This is a genomic window from Mesorhizobium sp. WSM4814 (assembly GCF_055811595.1).
In genome coordinates this window covers 1-17,735 of the sequence record NZ_JBVVQT010000004.1, presented here as the reverse complement: position 1 = coordinate 17,735, position 17,735 = coordinate 1, and the positions used below count along the sequence as shown (strand labels likewise).

Genomic DNA, 17,735 nt, shown 5'->3' with positions numbered 1-17,735 from the left:
CGGCCCTCAGTTCTGCTTTATTTCCGACCCCTTCATCGTGATGTCACTCGAGGCCTTTATGTTGATCTTGCCCGATCCCTTGATACTGATGTCCTTGCCCTCGATTGTAATCGTTCCATCCTTTTTCATCAAAATGCTCGCAGAGCCGCACTTCAGTGCAATAGCGTCGCCGGCCTCGATCAGGAACGTCTTGCCGACATTGATCTTTCCGTCCTCGCCGATCTGAACCATGCTCGCTTTGGCGATCCGCAGCTCGTAGGCGCCCCCGACCTTGGTTCCGTCGTCGGTGGCGATTTCAGTACGCCTTCCCTTGCCGATCTTCGACTTCTGGTCGCCGGCGATGTTAAAGGTCTGGCCGCCGCCGATCGTCACGTCCTGATTTGAAGCGATGTTCCAGCTGTCGTCGGCACCGATCTGATGGCTCTGTGCCGCACCCACGCTGACCGATCTCGTTGCCCCTATCGTGTTCGCTTGAGGGCCGCCCACGGTTCGGGTCTCGGATGCTCCGACTGAATCGACCCGAGCCGCGCCAACGGTCACCGTCTGAACGAGGGCCACCGTCTGCGTGTGATTGGCGCCGATGGTTTCAGTGGAGTTTGAGCCGATGCCGATCGTCTCGTTCGACCCCACCGTCAGCGACCTGTTCACCCCCACCGTCTCGGTGTCGTTGTTGCCGATATCCGTGGTCTGGTCGACGCCGACCTTGACCGTCTTGTTGTTGCCGACGTCCTCGTCGAGGTTGTGGCCGACGGAGTGCTTGGCGTCGTGGTCGATGCGGTCGGACTGGTCGTGCTGCACCAGCTTGGTGCGGTCGTTCTTGATCAGAAGGTTGTGGTCCTTCTGCGCCTGGAAATTGACCAGTTCGGAGCCGGCCTTGTCCTCGAACATCAGCTCGTTGTAGCCACCGCCACCTTTCGACGAGTCAGACTTCCAGCCGGATTGCGTGGCGTTGCCCGGAAGTCCGTAGGGCGGCATTTGGGAGGCGTTGTAGACGCGGCCGGTGATGATCGGCAGATCCGGATCGCCCTCGATGAAATCGACGATCACCTCCTGGCCGATGCGCGGGATCTGGATGAAACCCCAGCCGCTGCCGGCCCAGGTCTGCGAAACCCGCACGAAACAAGAACTGTTCTGGTCCTTCTTGCCGAGACGATCCCAGTGGAACTGGACCTTCACCCGGGCATATTTGTCGGTAAAAATTTCCTCACCGGACGGACCGACCACCGTCGCCGTCTGCGGACCGCGCATGATCGGCCGGGTCGTGACCCGCGGCGGGCGATAGGCCAAGGCGGTCGGCGCCACGCCGAGGATCACCTTGAAGTTCTCGCTTTCGACGTCGGCAAGGGCTCTGTAGCCCGGATCGAACAGCCTGTATTCGGCGCTGACCACCAGATATTCCTGGTTCTGGTCTTCCCTTGGGAAGCCGTCCAGCTTGAACGTGCAGCCGGAATACAGGCCGCGCACGGTGCCGACTGCAGCGATGCGCTGGTGCACGGCCTGGATTTCCTCGCGCCGTATCGCGGCCAGGCTGTCGCCGCGACCGACGTCGAGATGCGCACCGGGCTGGCGGTAATTCTCGCCCGCGGCCAGCTTGTGACCGAACGGCTGGGCGGATTTGGCCATCAGGTCGGCGCCCGGCTTCTCGAAATCATAGTCGGTATGGACATAGGCGCCCGGCCGCACCGAGCTGCCCGGAATCCATTCGGTGATGTATTCGACATCGCGCCGGGAGCCCTGCCCTTCAAAGTGATAGGGCACCTTTTCATAGCCCGGCGCCGGCTTGAGCTTGCTCATGGCATCGGCCAGCACAAGCGTGTGCTTGCCCTCGTCGTGCTCGAAGAAATACAGGATGCCTTCGTGCTCGAGCAGCCGCTGCACGAAATCGAGATCGGTCTCGTCATACTGGACGCAGTACTCGCGCGGCGGATAAGACCCTTGCAGGCGCTTCTCGAATTTTGCCGTGCTGTATTTCGAGAAAACCTCCTCGACGATTTCGATGACGCTCATGTTCTGGAAAATACGGCAGTCAGTGGTATTGCCGAGAAACCAGAGCCATGGCCTGATGATGGCTTCGTAGTAAGCCAGACGGTCCTCGATCCGGGTCAGCCGAAACTCGGAGACAAGGCCGCTGAACCAGCGTTTCGGGTCGGATTCACCTTCGATCGAAACCGCGCCGCCCAGCATCTTCAGCGGATCGATATCGGGGCTGCTGCTGACGAACCCGACCGTATAAGTCAAACAACGACTGATCTCATCGCGCCCGACAAGATGCGTGAAGGTCAACAGCTCAGCGCCAACCGGCGTCTGCACAACCGTGGCACGTTCGTTCGGCATGGGTCGTGCCCCCTCCCGCCGCTCGTTTCTGCCTGAGCCTAGCACATGTCTTGCACCGACCAAAGGGGACCCTTGGCGGCTGCAGCCTGGTCGCCTGTGGAATCATCGACTTGAACGCTTCTGTGCCGCCGCGCTCAGAAATTGCTGGTATAATGGGGTGTCCTGGGCGAGTTTCCCGACAGGATCGACGGCGATTTTGAATGTTCATCAGGCTGCAGATCAACAATGTCGTCTCCCTGCCCGCCGGTATGTCGACCGGCTACTCCGCTCGTGATCGCAGCTTTGAAATCGGCCGCGAGGCCTGTGACTGGACCTTGCCCGATCCCGACAAGTTCATCTCCGCCAGACACTGCGAAGTGCGTTACCAGGCAGGCGCGTTCTGGCTGCACGACATCTCGCGCAACGGCACATTCATCAACGGCTCGACGCAGCGCATGGCCGGCCCTCACCGGCTCGGTCAAGGCGACCGGTTGCTGATCGGCCGCTATGTCGTCCTGGTTTCGATCGATGACGAGCGCGCCGCGACAAGTGATCCTCGAAGCAGCCACGGTTCGACGCAGCGACAAATGCCTGTCGCAACCGGCCGGCCGCAGAATTTCGGAGACCAGGCTTTCTTCGAGCCGGTGGAGCAACGGCCCGGGCAGAGAGCACCGGTGGCTTCGCCGCCCGCGCCTCTCGCTACGACCAGAGACGAGGTGCTGCGGGACATCGCGATCGCAGCCGGCATCGCGCCGGAACTGCTTCAATCGCGTGATCCGCATGAAGTGGGCGCCGAAATCGGCGCGGTGCTGCGGACGGTTGTCGAGGAACTGGCCCAGCTGCTGAAGGCTCGTGCGGCTGCGAAAATACTGGCCAAGAGCACGCACCGGACGATGATCAGCGCTGCCGACAACAATCCCCTGAAGTTCGTCCCGGGAACCGACGACATCCTCGAAATCATGTTTGCGCGGCGCAGATCCGGCTACCTTGATGCCAGGCACAGTGTCGAAGACGCGTTCCGCGATCTCAAGACCCACGAATTTGCCACCTATGCAGCCATGCAAGCTGCGCTCTCCCGGCTGCTTGACGATTTGTCGCCTGAGGCGATCAGCAAAAAACTCCCGCCGACGTCGTTCACATCGAAGAAGGGCCTGGCCTGGGACGCCTTCGTCGCCAAATGGCGGACCATGGAGGAAGCACACGAAAACGGCATGCTGGACATATTCCTGGCCTATTTCAGCGAAGCCTACGCCAAAGCCGACAAGCAAAAGTAGACCGGAAACCTGGCAGGTGCCCCGAAAATCGGATCGGTTGCTGCGCTTAGCTTCGGCTGCGGAGCGGATCACGTACCAGGTGGAAAGTACTCGTTCCTCGACACAGTAGTTTTGACAGGTCGAGCCGATCGTCAGCGAACGTCAATGATTCCCGTCGGTGGCAAATCTCAGTGGCAGATCGCAAACATTGGAGATTAGCCGAAACACCCCTCCACTTCGTCATCCCAGGGCAAGCAAGGAGCGAAGCGACGCGCGCAGACCCTGGGATGACGAAGGTGTGGTGGCCTGCGGCTAATCGCAGACGTTGGAGATTCGTGCAGCTGGACCGTCGACAATCCCTTTCAGGCTCGCTCTCAACCAAGTCCTCTGTGCAGAGGACTAGGGCGTCCTTGGCGAGCCCAAAGATACGGCGCTGTCGTTGGCGAAGAAAAATCCTTTCGCAGCGCTGCATCTGGTTCCAATCGACCGTTTCTAAGCTTACGATCATTTTCGACAGTTCGCCAGCGGGTAAGGCTGATTGACCTGGGGGTCTGCGGCACATGTCATGTTACGGCGGGTTAGAAAGATATAGTCGATCTTCCTCCAGACACTGCCCTCGTCAGCAGCGCCTGCAGTTCCTGCGCCTGCAGTCCCTGCGCCCGGCCGGGGACCGTCTTGCCCTGATGTGGCGCACACGCGGCACCCCCGCGTGGACGGACGTTTGGCGATGAGCTCGAAGGACGATCCTTTCGGCCCAGCGGGCAAGACCGTTATTCGCGCACCGCGCCGGGCTGAGAAATCAGCGCCCGATCCCCAGGAGGCCGTTCCCGACGGCGGGCGCCCCGGTCCCTCGCCGGTCAAGGATTCAACGGTTTTCGATCCCGGTGTCGGTCGGCATGCACCGCCGGGCTGGACCTCCGGAACCGTGATTTATCAGGGCGCAGACCCCGGCGCAGCGGCGACAGCCGGCTCAGTTGCGGCGGCGCCGGGCATTCAGCAGGACATCCTGCTGCATGCCACGGACAGCGTCAGATATTGCGCAGCAAATCAGATCCTCGCCGCGGCCGCGCCTTTGCTGATGCTGTTTGGCCAGCTCAGGCTTATGGCTGTCGAAAGACAGGCGGAGCAGCTGGCGGAACATGTCGCCGAGGCGATCGAAAAATTCGACCGGTCAATGGAGAAAGCCGGTGTTCCCGAAGAAGATGCACGGATCGCAAAATTTGCTCTCTGCGAAACCGCTGACGACCTCATCGGCAACCTGCCTTGGCCCAAGACAGACGCCTGGGCGCAGCACAGCATGCTGTCACAGTTCTTCCGCGTCGTGCCCACCGGCTCAGGCTTCTACCAAGCGCTGAACAAGATACTGGCGGCGCCGGAGGCACACTACGATTTGCTTGAACTGATGCATGCCTGCCTGTCGCTGGGGTTCGAAGGCCAGTATCGAGGCCTTGCGCGCGAGGACAACAATCTCGAACGCGTTCGACGCGACGTCTACGAGACGCTTCGTTACTTCAGGCCGCGCTCCGACGACGACATCTCGCCCCACTGGCAAAGCCTGGCGGTGTCCAGCCCACAGTCGTCGGCCCGGTTGCCGCTCTGGGTAATTGCGGCGGCTGCGTCGGCGCTGCTGACGGCGGCATTCTTCGCATTGCGGGTCTTCATCACCAACGAGGGCGATGCCCTTGCCGGCAGGCTGCTGGCGCTCGATCCGTCGACGCCGATCGCCATCGAACGCGCCAGCGTGGTGCCGTCGGCTGCGCCGGTGAAAGTCGCTCCGCCTGTCGCCCCTACCCGTTCCCAGATCGATCGCATTCATGCCGCACTGGCCAAGACTATCGCGCGCGGCGGGCTGAGCGTCGGCACGCAGGGCAGGTTCATCATCGTGGAGATCAACAATGTCCTGCTGTTCCCGTCCGGCAGGGCCGAGATAAAACCGGAGTTTGGACCAATCGCCGCGGAGATCGCCGCAGCACTCGAACCGGAGCCTGGACCGATCATGATCGTCGGCCACACAGACAATGTGAAGCCGCGGAAATCGAGCGAGTTCAAATCCAACTTCGACCTTTCCATCGCCCGGGCGAAGGCCGTCGCAGCTGTCATGGCGCCACGGTTCAGCAAGCCTTCCCGGATCACCGTCGACGGCAAGGGTGAAGACGAACCGATCGCCGACAATGCGACGCCGGAAGGCCGCGCCCAGAATCGCCGTGTCGACTTGATGATCCCCAAGGAGGAAACACTGTGAGCACGGCCATCTGGAAGCGCCCATGACGCGCTGGCTGCTGCGGATATTCAGCGCGATCGCGTTGGCCGGTTTCGCGGCAGCCGTCTGGTTCGCCGGACCATTGATCCGCTTTGCCGACACGCGTCCGCTGGCGCCCCTCTGGCTGCGCGTGACGATCATCGGCGTGATCGTTGCGATCGCGACGCTGTTTTACGGAGTGCGTTTCTGGCAAAAGCGAAAGGCGCAAAAGGCGCTCGAGACGATAGTCGCCCGCAATGACGACAGGGACGACGACTCGCAGGTGCTCGAGACTCGGATGAATGAAGCCATCGCTGCGCTCAAGCGGTCGAGCGGCAAGCGCAATTTCCTCTACGAGGTTCCCTGGTACGTCGTCATCGGCCCGCCTGGTGCGGGCAAGACAACGGCATTGGTCAATTCCGGCCTGAATTTTCCGCTTGCCGGTTCGGGCGACGCCCAGCCGGTGGCCGGCGTTGGCGGCACACGATCCTGCGACTGGTGGTTCACCGACCAGGCGGTGCTGATCGACACCGCCGGGCGCTACACCACGCAGGATTCCAATGCGCAGAGCGACAAGAAGAGCTGGCTCGCCTTCTTGTCGCTGCTCAAGGGATACCGCACCCGGCAACCGATAAACGGGGTTATCCTGGCCATCAGCCTTGCCGATCTCATCAGCCTCGATGATCGGCAGCTTGACGCCCATGTCGTCGAAATACGCAGCCGTCTGCGCGAAATTCACGAAACACTGAAAATCCAGTTCCCGGTGTACCTGCTCTTCACCAAGGCCGACCTTGTCTCCGGTTTCATGGATTGTTTTGGCGGTTTCGACGAGCAGCGCCGCCGCAAAGTGTGGGGCGCGACATTCCAGACCGCCGATCGCAGCAGGAACATGGCCGGTGAGGCACCGGCCGAATTCGACGCATTGGCAAAGCGCCTGGCGGAGGAGATGGCCGACCGCCTGCAGGAAGAGGCCGATCCGGTCGCGCGCATAGCCATCTTTGGCTTTCCAGCTCAATTCGACGCGCTGAAAAGCCGTATTGCCGGTTTCGTCGCCAGCATCTTCGATCCGGCCCGCAGCCAGGTGAATGTAAGCCTGCGTGGTTTCTATTTTTCGTCAGGCACGCAGGAGGGCACGCCGATCGACCAGGTGCTGGGCGCCATCGGTCGCAGTTTCGGCAGCGCTTCTCGCGCCCATCTTTCCGGCACCGGCAAAAGCTTCTTCCTGCATGATCTGCTGACCGGCGTCATTTTCGCGGAATCCGGCTGGGTTTCATACGACAAATCGGCTGAAAGGCGTGCAGCGATCGCCAGGTACGGCGGCCTTGGCGCAATAGCATTGATGGCTGCCGCGGCTCTGGGCACCTTGGCCCTGAGCTTTTCAGCCAACAGGTCGCTGATCGCTTCCACCACGCAAGCTGCAGGCCAGTATCGCGAGACGGCAGACCCGCTCCTCAAAAGCACCACGGTCGCCGATGTCGATCTCGAAAACGTCATCGGCCCGCTCGACCAGTTGCGTGAGCTGCCGGCCGGGTTCGACACCGGTGCCTTGCCGACCCCGATCCAGGAGACGTTCGGCCTCAGTCAGCGGCAAAGACTTCTTTCGGCATCAAAGACAGCTTACCGGCAGGCGCTGGAGCGCATGTTCCGCTCGCGCCTGCTGCTTCAGGCCGAACGGACGATCAAGGCCAGGATGGCTGATCCCACCGCGCTCTACGAACCGCTGAAGATCTACATGATGCTTGGCGGCAAGGCGCCCAAGGTCGACGACGAGCTGATCGTGTCCTGGATGAGGCAGGACTGGGAGCAGAACCGGTATCCGGGTGAAAACAACCGCGAGGGACGGGCGCAACTCGAAAAGCATCTGCGGGCCATGCTTGCACTGGACGACGCCTATGATCCGGTTTTCGAACTCAACCAGCCACTTGTCGAAGCCGCCCAACGCTCGCTCGGACGCATGAGCCTTGCCGATCGTGCCTCTGCCTTGGTCAAGTCGGCGGTATACGCCGCGGCGCTGGACGATTTTTCCGTCTCCGTCAAAGGCGGCCCGGAAGCGCAGCTGTTGTTCGAGCGTGTCGATGGCGGCGATCTGTCAGGCCTTCGCGTTGCCGGTATCTACACCTATGGCGGCTTCAACACCTTCTATCTCGGACAACTCTCGCGCATTGCGCAGATGCTTTTCGATGACCAGTGGGTTCTCGGCGGCGGCGCCGAGCAAGGCGGCATCGACCAGGAATTGCCAAAACTCGGTCCCGAACTTGTCGAGCGCTATGGCAGGGAGTTCGCCGCGGCGTGGAACGGCGTTCTCGACAGGCTGAAGTTCAAGCCAATGCTGGAGGACAACTATATCGCGCTCTCCGCCGCCGCGTCACCAAGCTCGCCAATCGACCAGCTTTTTACCGCAATAGCCGACGAAACAGCGCTGACGCGAGGAGCTGGTTCCAGCGAAGAGTCGGGCTCGGAGGCCGAAGCCGGCATGCTTCAAACCCAGTCGCAAGACGCTGCAGATATCGCCAGCGGATTGGCCCGCATCGGCATTCAAATCGCCAGCGGCAAATCGCAAAGCCGGGCCGGCACGGGGTCCGCTCGCGCGCAAAACCAGAACCCCGGGGCGAACATCGAAGCGCAATTCAGATCATTCCAGGCTTTGGTGAACGGTCCCACTGGGCGCCGCCCCATCGATGCACTGACCCAGAATTTCCGCGACATCCATCAAAGTCTGCAATTGGCGGCCGATGTCCCTTCGCAAACGGAACGCGCCAACATGAATCTGCAGCTGCAGATTTCCACGCTTCGCGCCAATGTCTCGCGGCTGCCCAAGCAACTCGCCCGAATGGTTACTGCGACCGCCGACGAGCTTGACGGCAACGTCGCAGAAACCTCGCAGACGAATTTGAACCAGTTGCTCGACCAGACGGTGACGCGCGCCTGCGAGGAGATGGTCGAGGGCCGTTATCCCTTCGCCAGCGATGGCCCGGAGGATATTGCGATGGCGGATTTCGCGAAACTGTTCGCTCCAGGCGGCCTGATGGACCGGTTCTTCGCACAGAATCTCGCATCGCTGATCGACATGACCGGCCAGGACTGGAGCTGGAAACAGGATGCGCGTTTCGGGCGTGACCTGTCGAAGTCGACCTTGAAAAGCTTCCAGCTGGCGGCGGAAATCCGCAATGCCTTCTTTCCTTCAGGTGGTTCGGTGCCGTCGGTCAGTATCACCTTTACGCCGTTTTCACTGCATGGCGATGCCGATACGGCGGTACTCGACGTCGATGGCCAGATCGTCCAAAGCAACCAGGCCGGCAACGCGCCAAGCACGGTGACCTGGCCGAGCGGCATGGCTTCCGCGTCGGCGAGCCTGAGCCTCATTCCGGAGATGCCGGGCCGTGAATCCGCGATCAAGTTCGACGGTCCGTGGGCACTGAAGCGCCTGCTGGACAAGGCCGATATCACCGGCACCGGCGGCAACACGCAAGCCCGCTTCGTGATCGGCGGACGCGATGTCGCCTATACGATCCAGGCCAGTTCGGACCAGATCCCTCTCTTCCTTCCTGCGCTTTCCGGGTTCAGCTGTCCAAAGGCGTTTTGAGATGACCTTTGAATTTTCCAATGATGACCTTGAATTTTCAAATATGGGGCGGCTGTCCATCGGCAACCGATGGGCAGACGTTTATTTCGATACTCTAACGTTCGAGCCTGTGGCAAACTGGCGCGAGCGAGCGCCTGACGGCGCGCCGCAGAGGACGCTCGAGAAGCGCTTGGTGGCAAAGTGAACAATGTCGCCCTCCCCTTTGAAAGCTTCGGCGTCAGCCACAAAGGCTGTGTCCGTGAGCTCAACGAAGACAGCTACCTGGTCGAGCCGGAAACCGGCCTGTGGGTGGTGGCCGATGGAATGGGTGGACATGATGCCGGGGAAGTCGCTTCGGCCAGCATTGTCGATCATCTGGCAACGATCGGCATTGCAAGCTCTGCACCGGATCTTCGCGCGCGCTTCGAGGACCGGCTGAGCCGGGCCAACGCCGAAATCCGCAGGATATCGCAATCCCGCGGGGTGACCATTGGCTCCACTGTCGCCGCCCTGCTGGCGATGGATGGCCGGTTTGCCTGCCTGTGGGCAGGCGACAGTCGCGTCTACCTGATCCGCAATGGCTCGATCTCGCAGATTTCGAAGGACCATACCGAAGTCCAGGAGCTTCTCGACAAGGGCATGATCAGCGCAGCCGAAGCGCTCGCCTGGCCGCGCCGCAACGTCATCACCCATGCGGTCGGTGTCAGCGATGAGATCGTCATTGATTTCCAGCAAGGCGAAATCATGCCGGGCGACATATTCGTGCTGAGCACCGACGGGCTGACAGCGCATGTCACAGACGCCGAGATCGAGGCGGCGGCGGTGTCGGCGACACCTCAGGCGGCATGTGAAAACCTGCTGCAAATGGTGCTGGCGCGCGGGGGAACGGACAATGTCACGATCGTGCTCGTCAAGATCGGAGACGGGCGCAATGGGGCCTATCCCGGTCCTTCCAGAGCGGAAGGCTGAGGCTGATGAGCGCCGACGACAAGACGCGGATATCGCCTGACGCGGCTACCACAGCCGTAGGCACGCAACTCAGCGGCATCTATGAACTGGACGAGCGGATCGCATTCGGTGGCATGGGCGAAGTCTACCGTGGCCACAACATCCAGACCGGCGACCATGTCGCCATCAAGATTGTATTGCCCGAGTTCGCCCGTGACCAGACGATCCTGTCGCTGTTCCGCAAGGAAGCGTCGATCCTCAATCATTTGTCGCACGACGCGGTCGTGCGATATCACGTCTTCACGATCGACCCCGGTATCGGACGCCCCTACCTCGCCATGGAATTCGTCGACGGCCAATCGCTGTTCGATGTCATGCGACGTGGCCCGATGCCGACGGAAGACGTGCGCAAGCTCTGCCATCGTCTGGCTTCCGGCCTGAGCGCCGTGCACCAGGCGGGAGCGATACACCGCGACCTCTCCCCGGATAACATCATCCTGCCGGGAGGCCGGGTCGATCGCGCAAAGATCATCGACTTTGGCATCGCGCGGTCGGCGACCGTCGGCGGCGAGACGCTGATCGGCGGAAAGTTCGCGGGAAAGTACAACTACGTTTCTCCAGAACAGCTCGGGCTGTACAGCGGCGATGTCAGCGAGCAATCCGACATCTACAGCCTGGGCCTGGTGCTGGCCGCTGCCCTGCGCGGGAAACCGATCGACATGAGCGGCTCCCAGTTCGAGATCATCGAAAAACGCCGAACCGTTCCGGACCTATCCGACATCGACGCCGATTTTCGTGGAATTGTCGAGGCAATGCTGCAGCCGGATCCACAGGATCGGCCGACCAGCATGGCGGATATCGCCAGGGCGACACGTGACGACACGGACGAGGAGACAAGGCCGCCAACGTCGATCACACCGCGCGACCGGACGCCGCGAACGGGGGGAACCGCCGCGCCTGGCCCCAGGCTTCCCGGCCCCAAGCTTGCCGGTCCCAAGATGGCCGGTCCCAAGCTGGCAAGTCAGCCTCCGGCGGCTGCCGGTGAGCAGCGCTTCGTTCCGCATGTCCGGCCCGCACTTCTGTCCGAGCCAAGGCCTGCGCCAGTTGCCGGTCCTGCTCGGGCGGTCTTGCCAAAGGCCCCGGCAAAGTCCGCCAGGACCCGTTCGATCGCGATCGCTGCCTTGGCGACACTGGCTGTCGCGTCGGGTGCAGGCGTTTATCTCAGCGGCGTGATGACGCCTTCCACGCCGCCCGCCGACGATACAGCGCTTTTGTCGCCAAAAATATCAAAACCGGCCGCGACGGACAGCGCTGCAAATTCGCCGGGCGACGAGCCGGCAAAGGCAGTTTTACCTGAGCAGTCACCGGCAGAAGCCAGCGCGCCGCCAGCTGAAAGCCAGGCAGGTGCGGTAGCGGATCAAAAGTTGGAGCCGGCACGGCCCGCCGAAGTCCTCTCACCATCCGCGGAAACCCCGGAGCGGTTGGCATCCGAGGAAAGCTCGGAGCCGGCGGCAGAAGAAGCGCAGCCGCCAGCTGAAAATCGGGCAGATGCCGGGGCGGATCAAAGCTTGGAGCCGACGCGGCCCGCCGAAGTCCTATCGCCAACCGAGGACATTTCAGAGCAGGCGGCAGCCGAGGCGCCATCGCCGGCTGAAAATCGGGCAGATGCCGCGGCGGATCAAAAGTTGGAGCCGACACGGCCCGCCGAAGTCCTTTCGCCAACCGAGGACCCCCCGGAACCGGTTGCGCCGCGCATCAAGGTCGCGCCAATGCCGCCGGCCGACAAGGCTTCACCCCCAGCGGTCCAGCCCGAAATGATGGAGAGCCGGAAGCCCGATCGGCCGGCCAGCCAGCACGCGCGGGCCGAAAGCCAGGCGGATGATGCGAACGCAAAACGGCAGCAGTACGAGCCGGCGCCAGGCAAACAGCCGGGCGAAGCCACTGTTGCCTTGAACGTGCCGAAACCGGACCTGGAATTGCCGCCGAAAAATGGCCTCGACCCCGCTGCGCAACGGGTCTCCTGGGTGCGGGACTTCAACGGCGGCGACTGTTTCTATGCGACGTTGACGTCGGTAACCGGGGCCGCCGTCGCCATCGAAGGATTGGGCACGGAGGTCCAGCCGTTCGAACGAATGCTGTCCGATTTCCAGGCAAGATTCCGTGTCGAACCGGACATCAGCGTCCGCCTCATTGAGCCGGCTCAATGCGAAGTCACCAACTTTCTGCGCTTTCTGGACCAGATGCCGGCTGACAAGCCGCAGCTTGTTCTCGATCGAACGACGGTGCCGAGCGGCTCGCCGATCGGTGGCTCGCTGGTGACGCATCGCGGCCTTATTTCCAGCGTGCTGCTGATCGACCACAGGGGCATGGCATTCAGCCTCGACGATCTTATCCTGGCGCAAGCGGACAAGGCGACCTTCAACATTCCGATCGATCTTGGCGCAGCCGACAAGGCGGCCGGCAAGGTCGTGCCGCAGATCATAATGGTGATCACGGGTCCACAGGATATTCAGGCTGCGGCGTTCTCCGAGCCGACACCAGCCGCGCTGCTGTTGCCCAAAATTCTCGACGAGATCGACGCCAACCGATCTGAGTTCTCCGCCACGGCAAAGTATTTTCGGCTCGGCGGGTAGCATGGACGCCGATGGACCTCCGCAGCTCGCGTTTTTCCTTCCTGACCGCTGTCCCGCCCAACAATCAGCGTGACTGGCTTCGCGGCCTGCTTGCCCTGACAGGCCGTATCAGACTTACGGTGATATTGGGCGCGACATTGCTGGCTCTCCTGTCGTCCCACGAAGTGCGCGCCGAATTCACCGTCTGCAATCAGACGCTCGACGTCGTCAATCTCGCTGTCGGCCAAAAGGTCGACAATGCGGACCAGACCGATGGCTGGTGGACCATCGGCGCAAATCAGTGCGTGAACGTCATCCGCGAGGAACTCACCAACCGCTACATCTACATCTATGCGACCGACGTTTTTGGCCATGCGACCCTGACCGGGTCGACCGAAATGTGCATCGACCGGCGGCGTTTCTCGATACGCGGCATCGATGAATGCTGGCAGCGCGGCCATATCGCCGCACGATTTCTCGAAGTCGATACGCTTGAACAAGTGCGGTGGACCTTTTTTCTGACCGGAAGCAATCCGTGACGCACAGTATCGACACAAGCTTCAGGCTGAAAAAGCAGGCGCGCGCCGCCCTGCGCAGACGCAGGCTCTGGCGCAGGCTTCTTGCCGGTCTTGCTGTGGCTGTCCTGTTGTCGATCGCTGCCGGCTTCTATCTCACCGCGGGTTATTGGTCGTTTGGCGACGAAGACGAGGAGTTGCACGCCGTCGAGGGAACCGACGATGTGCCAGCCGACGCATCTGTCTATGTGCCTGCCATCATTGATCTCGCAGGCGACCCGATGTGGATCACCCTTGCGCCCGACACCGGCGGCGCAACAAAAAGCCAAGTGATCCCGCGGCCGGCAGAACTCGATCAGGCCGGCGTTTCTCCGCAGATCGAAATTCTGTCCGACGTGATGCTTAGTGCCAGCGAAAAGTTCATGACGACGATACCGTCGACGCAAGAAGATTTCGCCTTCTTCCAGGCGCAGCGGCAGACCGCGCCGGCGCCATCCAACGAGCTGCAAAACGATGTTCAGCCCCCGCCCGTTCCAAACGAGGCTCCGATTGTTTCTGACCCGCAGGGGGGTGTCGATGATGCCGAAGCAGGGTGGGGCGAAACAATCGATTCAGGCGAGGCAGCCCTTCCCGCGTTCCAGAAAACCCAGATCGAAAACAACACAAGCGTTGCAAATGTCGTCAGTGAACATCAACGATACCAGGCTACCGAGGACATTTTCGTAAAGATCCTCAACGACCGCAGCCTGGACAGCGTTGCGCTCGATGCGCATTTCTCCGCCGAGGATGCCAGGCTGGCAGGCGAGGCCCTGAAGGCGCTTTTCAATCGGGAGAGCCTTGAGCCAGGTCATGTCGTCGCCATGCGCGGTTTCAGGCCGGCGCGCGAGACGACAACCATGTCCCTCATGCAGGTTTCGATCTACGCCAGGAACGTATTTGTCGGCACGCTGACGCGCAATGCCGCCGGTGTGTTTGTGTCTGGTGTCGACCCCTGGGTCCGCGAAGATTTGTTCAACTACTCGGGCGCACAGGCGCAAGGCACGCACAAAAGGCAATACCGGCTGCTCGACGCGATCTACTCGACAGCAGCGCGCAACAAAGTTCCAACCGGCGTGATCGGAGAAGCGATCATGTATCTGTCGCGAGGACAGGATCTGGATGCCTTCGCCAGCGAAGACCAGCGTCTGGTCCTGATCTATTCGCAAAAGCCACGTGGCAAGGAAGAGACGGCCGGACGGGTGCTGTATGTCGGCGTCCAGGGTAGCGAGAAAAGCCTTGACTGTTTCGTGTTCCAGCAGGCCGACGGCCAGTTTGCATGCGTCAGCGGCGACGATCAGGTTCGCTCGCTGACAGTGGCCAGCGGCATGGTCACCCCGGTCAACGGGGTCATGACCTCGACTTTCGGCCCACGCAAGCACCCAATCCTCGGAACCGTTCGTATCCACAAGGGCGTCGATTGGGCGGCGCCCCTGGGCACGCCGATAGCCGCCGCCTTCGACGGCGAAATCGTCTTTCAGGGCGATGGAAGCGGGTACGGCAATTTGGTGAAGATTTCGCACGGGGACGGCAGCGAGACGCGCTATGCGCATATGCAGAAATTCGCGGACAAGGGCGGTGTCGGCGCGAAGGTGAAGGCAGGCGATATCATTGGCTATATCGGCACCACCGGTCTTTCGACCGGGCCGCACCTGCATTTCGAACTCTATCGCAATGGGCAGGCGATCGATCCGCTGGGCACGGTTACGGCAATCGCGACGGACGCTTCCGCTGTCGAAACGCTGACCGAGCGTATCGTTCAAGTCGAAAGCGGCGGCAAGGCCCGCGCCAAGAACCCGCTTTCTTCGGCGACCGGCGCCGGTCAGTTCATAACCAAGACGTGGATCCGGATGATGAACACCTACCGCCCGGAACTGGCACGGACACTGTCAACCGCCGACCTGCTCGCTCTGCGTTTTGACGCCACCATCTCGCGCGAGATGGTCAGCAATCTGGCGCGCGAAGGCGAAGCCTATCTTCGGGCACGCGGCCACCAGATCACAGCCGGCCGGCTTTATCTCTGTCATTTCCTGGGAATGGAAGGAGCCCATCAAGTGTTGTCGTCGCCGGGCTCGGCGCAATTGAGCGCCGTGCTCGGATCGGGCGTCATTCAAGCCAACCCGTTTCTCACCGGCAAGTCCGCCAGCTATGTCGTGAGCTGGGCCGAAAGGAAAATGGGGCGGAAGCTGAGCCCGGCGATGGTTGAAGTGAGCCAACAGACAACGACAACGACGGAAGTCCGGCAGACATCGCCCGAGTTCGAAAAATACAAGCAGGCGATCACGGCTATGGTGAGTTCCGTTCAGAATGCGCTGTGAGCCAGCTCTTGCCTTCTCCCCTTGTGGGGCCCGAAGGGCGGGCGAGGCCCGTGACTCGCCCCGGGCGGTGGATTGGCGCGCAGCGCCAAGACGGTTGAGGGGTGTTGGCCGGAGTGCTGTCGGTGCCAAGCTGGAACACCCATCATCCGACCGCTTCGCGGCCATCTTCTCCCACAAGGGAGAAGGGGGAGCCAAATCGCTTACGTCGGCGACCGGAGTTTGCAACCGCAGCGGTGAGCGCTCTTGCCTTCTCCCCTTGTGGGAGAAGGTGGATTGGCGCGCAGCGCCAAGACGGAAGAGGGGTGTTGCCCGGAGTGCTGTCGGTGCCAAGCTGGAACACCCCTCATCCGGCCGCTTCGCGGCCACCTTCTCCCACAAGGGGAGAAGGGGGAGCCAAATCGCTTTGGCTGCAAAATGCTCCAGCGCACCTGCTCCAGCTACTCGGTCCGTATCCGCATTTCCACCCGGCGGTTTACCGGATCGAACGGATTGGGGTTGCGCGGACTGGCTTCGCCCAGGCCTGTCGCTTTGATGCGAGCAGGATCGATGCCGTTGGAGGTGAGGAAGGTCGTTACCGATCTGGCCCTGCGTTCCGACAGCCCCTCGTTGTAGCGCTCCGAGCCGGTTGCATCTGTGTGACCCTCGACAACGAAGTTCAGAGTGCTCAGTCGGCTGTCCTTCAGTGCCTTGGCGAACTCGTCCAGTTCCGCACGCGCAGTCGCATCGAGTTCCGCGGAATCAAGGCCGAAATTGATCAGCATGTCGAGGCTGGTTTTTTCGGCAGGCGCTGCCTTGCTCTTGCTGTTGCACTCTTCTTCGGTGCCCACGCAAATTCCACGCGGCGGGCCGAGCTCGCTCGCCGCGTCAAAAAACTTCACGATGTCTTCTGATTTCTGAAGTGGATCAGCAAAAGCGTGGGTCGAATAAAACGCGACCGTAAACACGAAGGCTAAACTGCCCAACCGCATAACGGTTACTCCTGTCTTGAGCATCGATTTCATCGACTGCGGACAATACCAAATTGCGAAGCGGTTGTCTGTCAATAAACGTCAAGCATACGAGTGGTGGAGGGCAGTTGCATCTTGCCGGGGACTGGAGACTTGACCCGCCCCGCCCAGGGCTTCAGTGTCGATTGTTCCCTGGGGAGAGCGTGGCGCCATGGCCAATGAGCTTCGATTCAAAACGGCACGGGATCTTTTCATGGCCTGCCCTGCTGTTTCCATGGACATGGTGGCACTCCCCACCGAACAGCCTTCAATCGAATTTTGCCGCGCCCTGCTGGCCGGGCGGGTGCCAGAGGAGGCGATTACGTTCTGTGCCTATCTGCTTCCCGAGCGGGCTGCGGTGTGGTGGGCACATGAATGCCTGAGCCACCTCATCGTTCTGCTCGACAGCAGGGATCAGGAATTGCTCGCGGTTGTTCGTGACTGGGTCAGCGAACCGGAGAGCCCTCACCATCGCCCGGAAGTGGACAAGGCTGCGGCAATGCCGCCAACAACGCCGGCCGCCTGGATTGCCCTGGCTGCAGGACGGCATGGCAACGGTTCAGCCATGGAGGCGCCAGCACTATCGGCCTTGCCGCCAGCCGCCCGCGCGGTGAGTGCGGGGGTTCTGGCCGGACTGGCACGCGTTGCGCTCGAGGACCGCTTTTCAGTTCTTACCGCGTTTGTCGAAATGGGCATCCAGTTGGCAGAGACAGAGGCGCTGCGCCAATCAGCGGATGCGAATTAGACCGTGGCCCGGATCCTCGAGCGGGATACGTTCAAATTGAACTGAGCATCCGGCTCTATCTCTTTGATTCGCATTCCTGCGACGCCAAGTGATTCCACTTGGCTGCAGAATTCTCTGAATTAGTTGCCTGGCTAACCTGCAGCCGCCATTCACCGTTATCCCCAGCCGCCGCCGCCTCCGCCGCCGCTCCCGCCGCTCCCGCCAGTTC

Annotated in this window: 11 protein-coding genes; 9 read left to right on the top strand and 2 right to left on the bottom strand. The window is 61.4% G+C overall.

Annotated elements, in window-relative coordinates; genetic code table 11:
- Positions 1–6: 6 nt before the first annotated feature.
- On the bottom strand, positions 7–2,334 hold the full coding sequence (locus tag AC0L2V_RS08510; RefSeq protein ID WP_473519904.1) for a type VI secretion system Vgr family protein: 2,328 nt from the start codon (positions 2,332–2,334) through the stop codon (positions 7–9).
- 200 nt (positions 2,335–2,534) lie between these two features.
- Between AC0L2V_RS08510 and tagH the strand changes: the two genes are divergently transcribed.
- The 8 genes from tagH (at position 2,535) to AC0L2V_RS08470 (ending at position 15,796) form a co-directional block, all read left to right on the top strand.
- Positions 2,535–3,587, top strand: coding sequence for a type VI secretion system-associated FHA domain protein TagH (tagH, locus tag AC0L2V_RS08505; protein ID WP_473519903.1), 1,053 nt, complete (start codon positions 2,535–2,537; stop codon positions 3,585–3,587).
- A gap of 706 nt (positions 3,588–4,293) precedes the next feature.
- Entirely contained in the window at positions 4,294–5,808 is a 1,515-nt protein-coding gene (gene tssL / locus AC0L2V_RS08500; protein WP_473519902.1) for a type VI secretion system protein TssL, long form, read from the top strand.
- Between the two features lie 22 nt (positions 5,809–5,830).
- Positions 5,831–9,388: a type VI secretion system membrane subunit TssM gene (gene tssM, locus AC0L2V_RS08495; protein WP_473519901.1), complete on the top strand. Its 3,558-nt coding sequence runs from the start codon at positions 5,831–5,833 to the stop codon at positions 9,386–9,388.
- 1 nt (position 9,389) lies between these two features.
- Positions 9,390–9,572 (top strand): hypothetical protein, encoded by a 183-nt coding sequence (locus AC0L2V_RS08490; protein ID WP_473519900.1) that lies wholly within the window; start codon positions 9,390–9,392, stop codon positions 9,570–9,572.
- Positions 9,569–10,336: a PP2C family protein-serine/threonine phosphatase gene (locus AC0L2V_RS08485; RefSeq protein ID WP_236388281.1), complete on the top strand. Its 768-nt coding sequence runs from the start codon at positions 9,569–9,571 to the stop codon at positions 10,334–10,336. The genes AC0L2V_RS08490 and AC0L2V_RS08485 overlap by 4 nt, the downstream gene beginning before the upstream one ends.
- A 5-nt stretch (positions 10,337–10,341) precedes the next feature.
- On the top strand, positions 10,342–12,948 hold the full coding sequence (locus tag AC0L2V_RS08480) for a serine/threonine-protein kinase (RefSeq protein ID WP_473519899.1): 2,607 nt from the start codon (positions 10,342–10,344) through the stop codon (positions 12,946–12,948).
- An 11-nt stretch (positions 12,949–12,959) separates the two neighbouring features.
- Positions 12,960–13,466 carry a DUF1036 domain-containing protein gene (locus AC0L2V_RS08475; RefSeq protein ID WP_473519898.1) on the top strand — a complete coding sequence of 169 codons (507 nt, stop codon included), beginning with the start codon at positions 12,960–12,962 and terminating at the stop codon, positions 13,464–13,466.
- Positions 13,463–15,796, top strand: coding sequence for a M23 family metallopeptidase (locus AC0L2V_RS08470; RefSeq protein WP_473519897.1), 2,334 nt, complete (start codon positions 13,463–13,465; stop codon positions 15,794–15,796). Before AC0L2V_RS08475 ends, AC0L2V_RS08470 begins: the two co-directional genes overlap by 4 nt.
- A 437-nt stretch (positions 15,797–16,233) precedes the next feature.
- On the opposite strand, the gene AC0L2V_RS08465 is transcribed toward AC0L2V_RS08470, so the two are convergent.
- Entirely contained in the window at positions 16,234–16,764 is a 531-nt protein-coding gene (locus AC0L2V_RS08465) for an OmpA family protein (protein ID WP_473513104.1), read from the bottom strand.
- A 190-nt stretch (positions 16,765–16,954) separates the two neighbouring features.
- On the opposite strand from AC0L2V_RS08465, the gene AC0L2V_RS08460 reads away from it, so the two are divergent.
- On the top strand, positions 16,955–17,527 hold the full coding sequence (locus tag AC0L2V_RS08460; protein WP_473519896.1) for a DUF6931 family protein: 573 nt from the start codon (positions 16,955–16,957) through the stop codon (positions 17,525–17,527).
- Positions 17,528–17,735 lie beyond the last annotated feature (208 nt).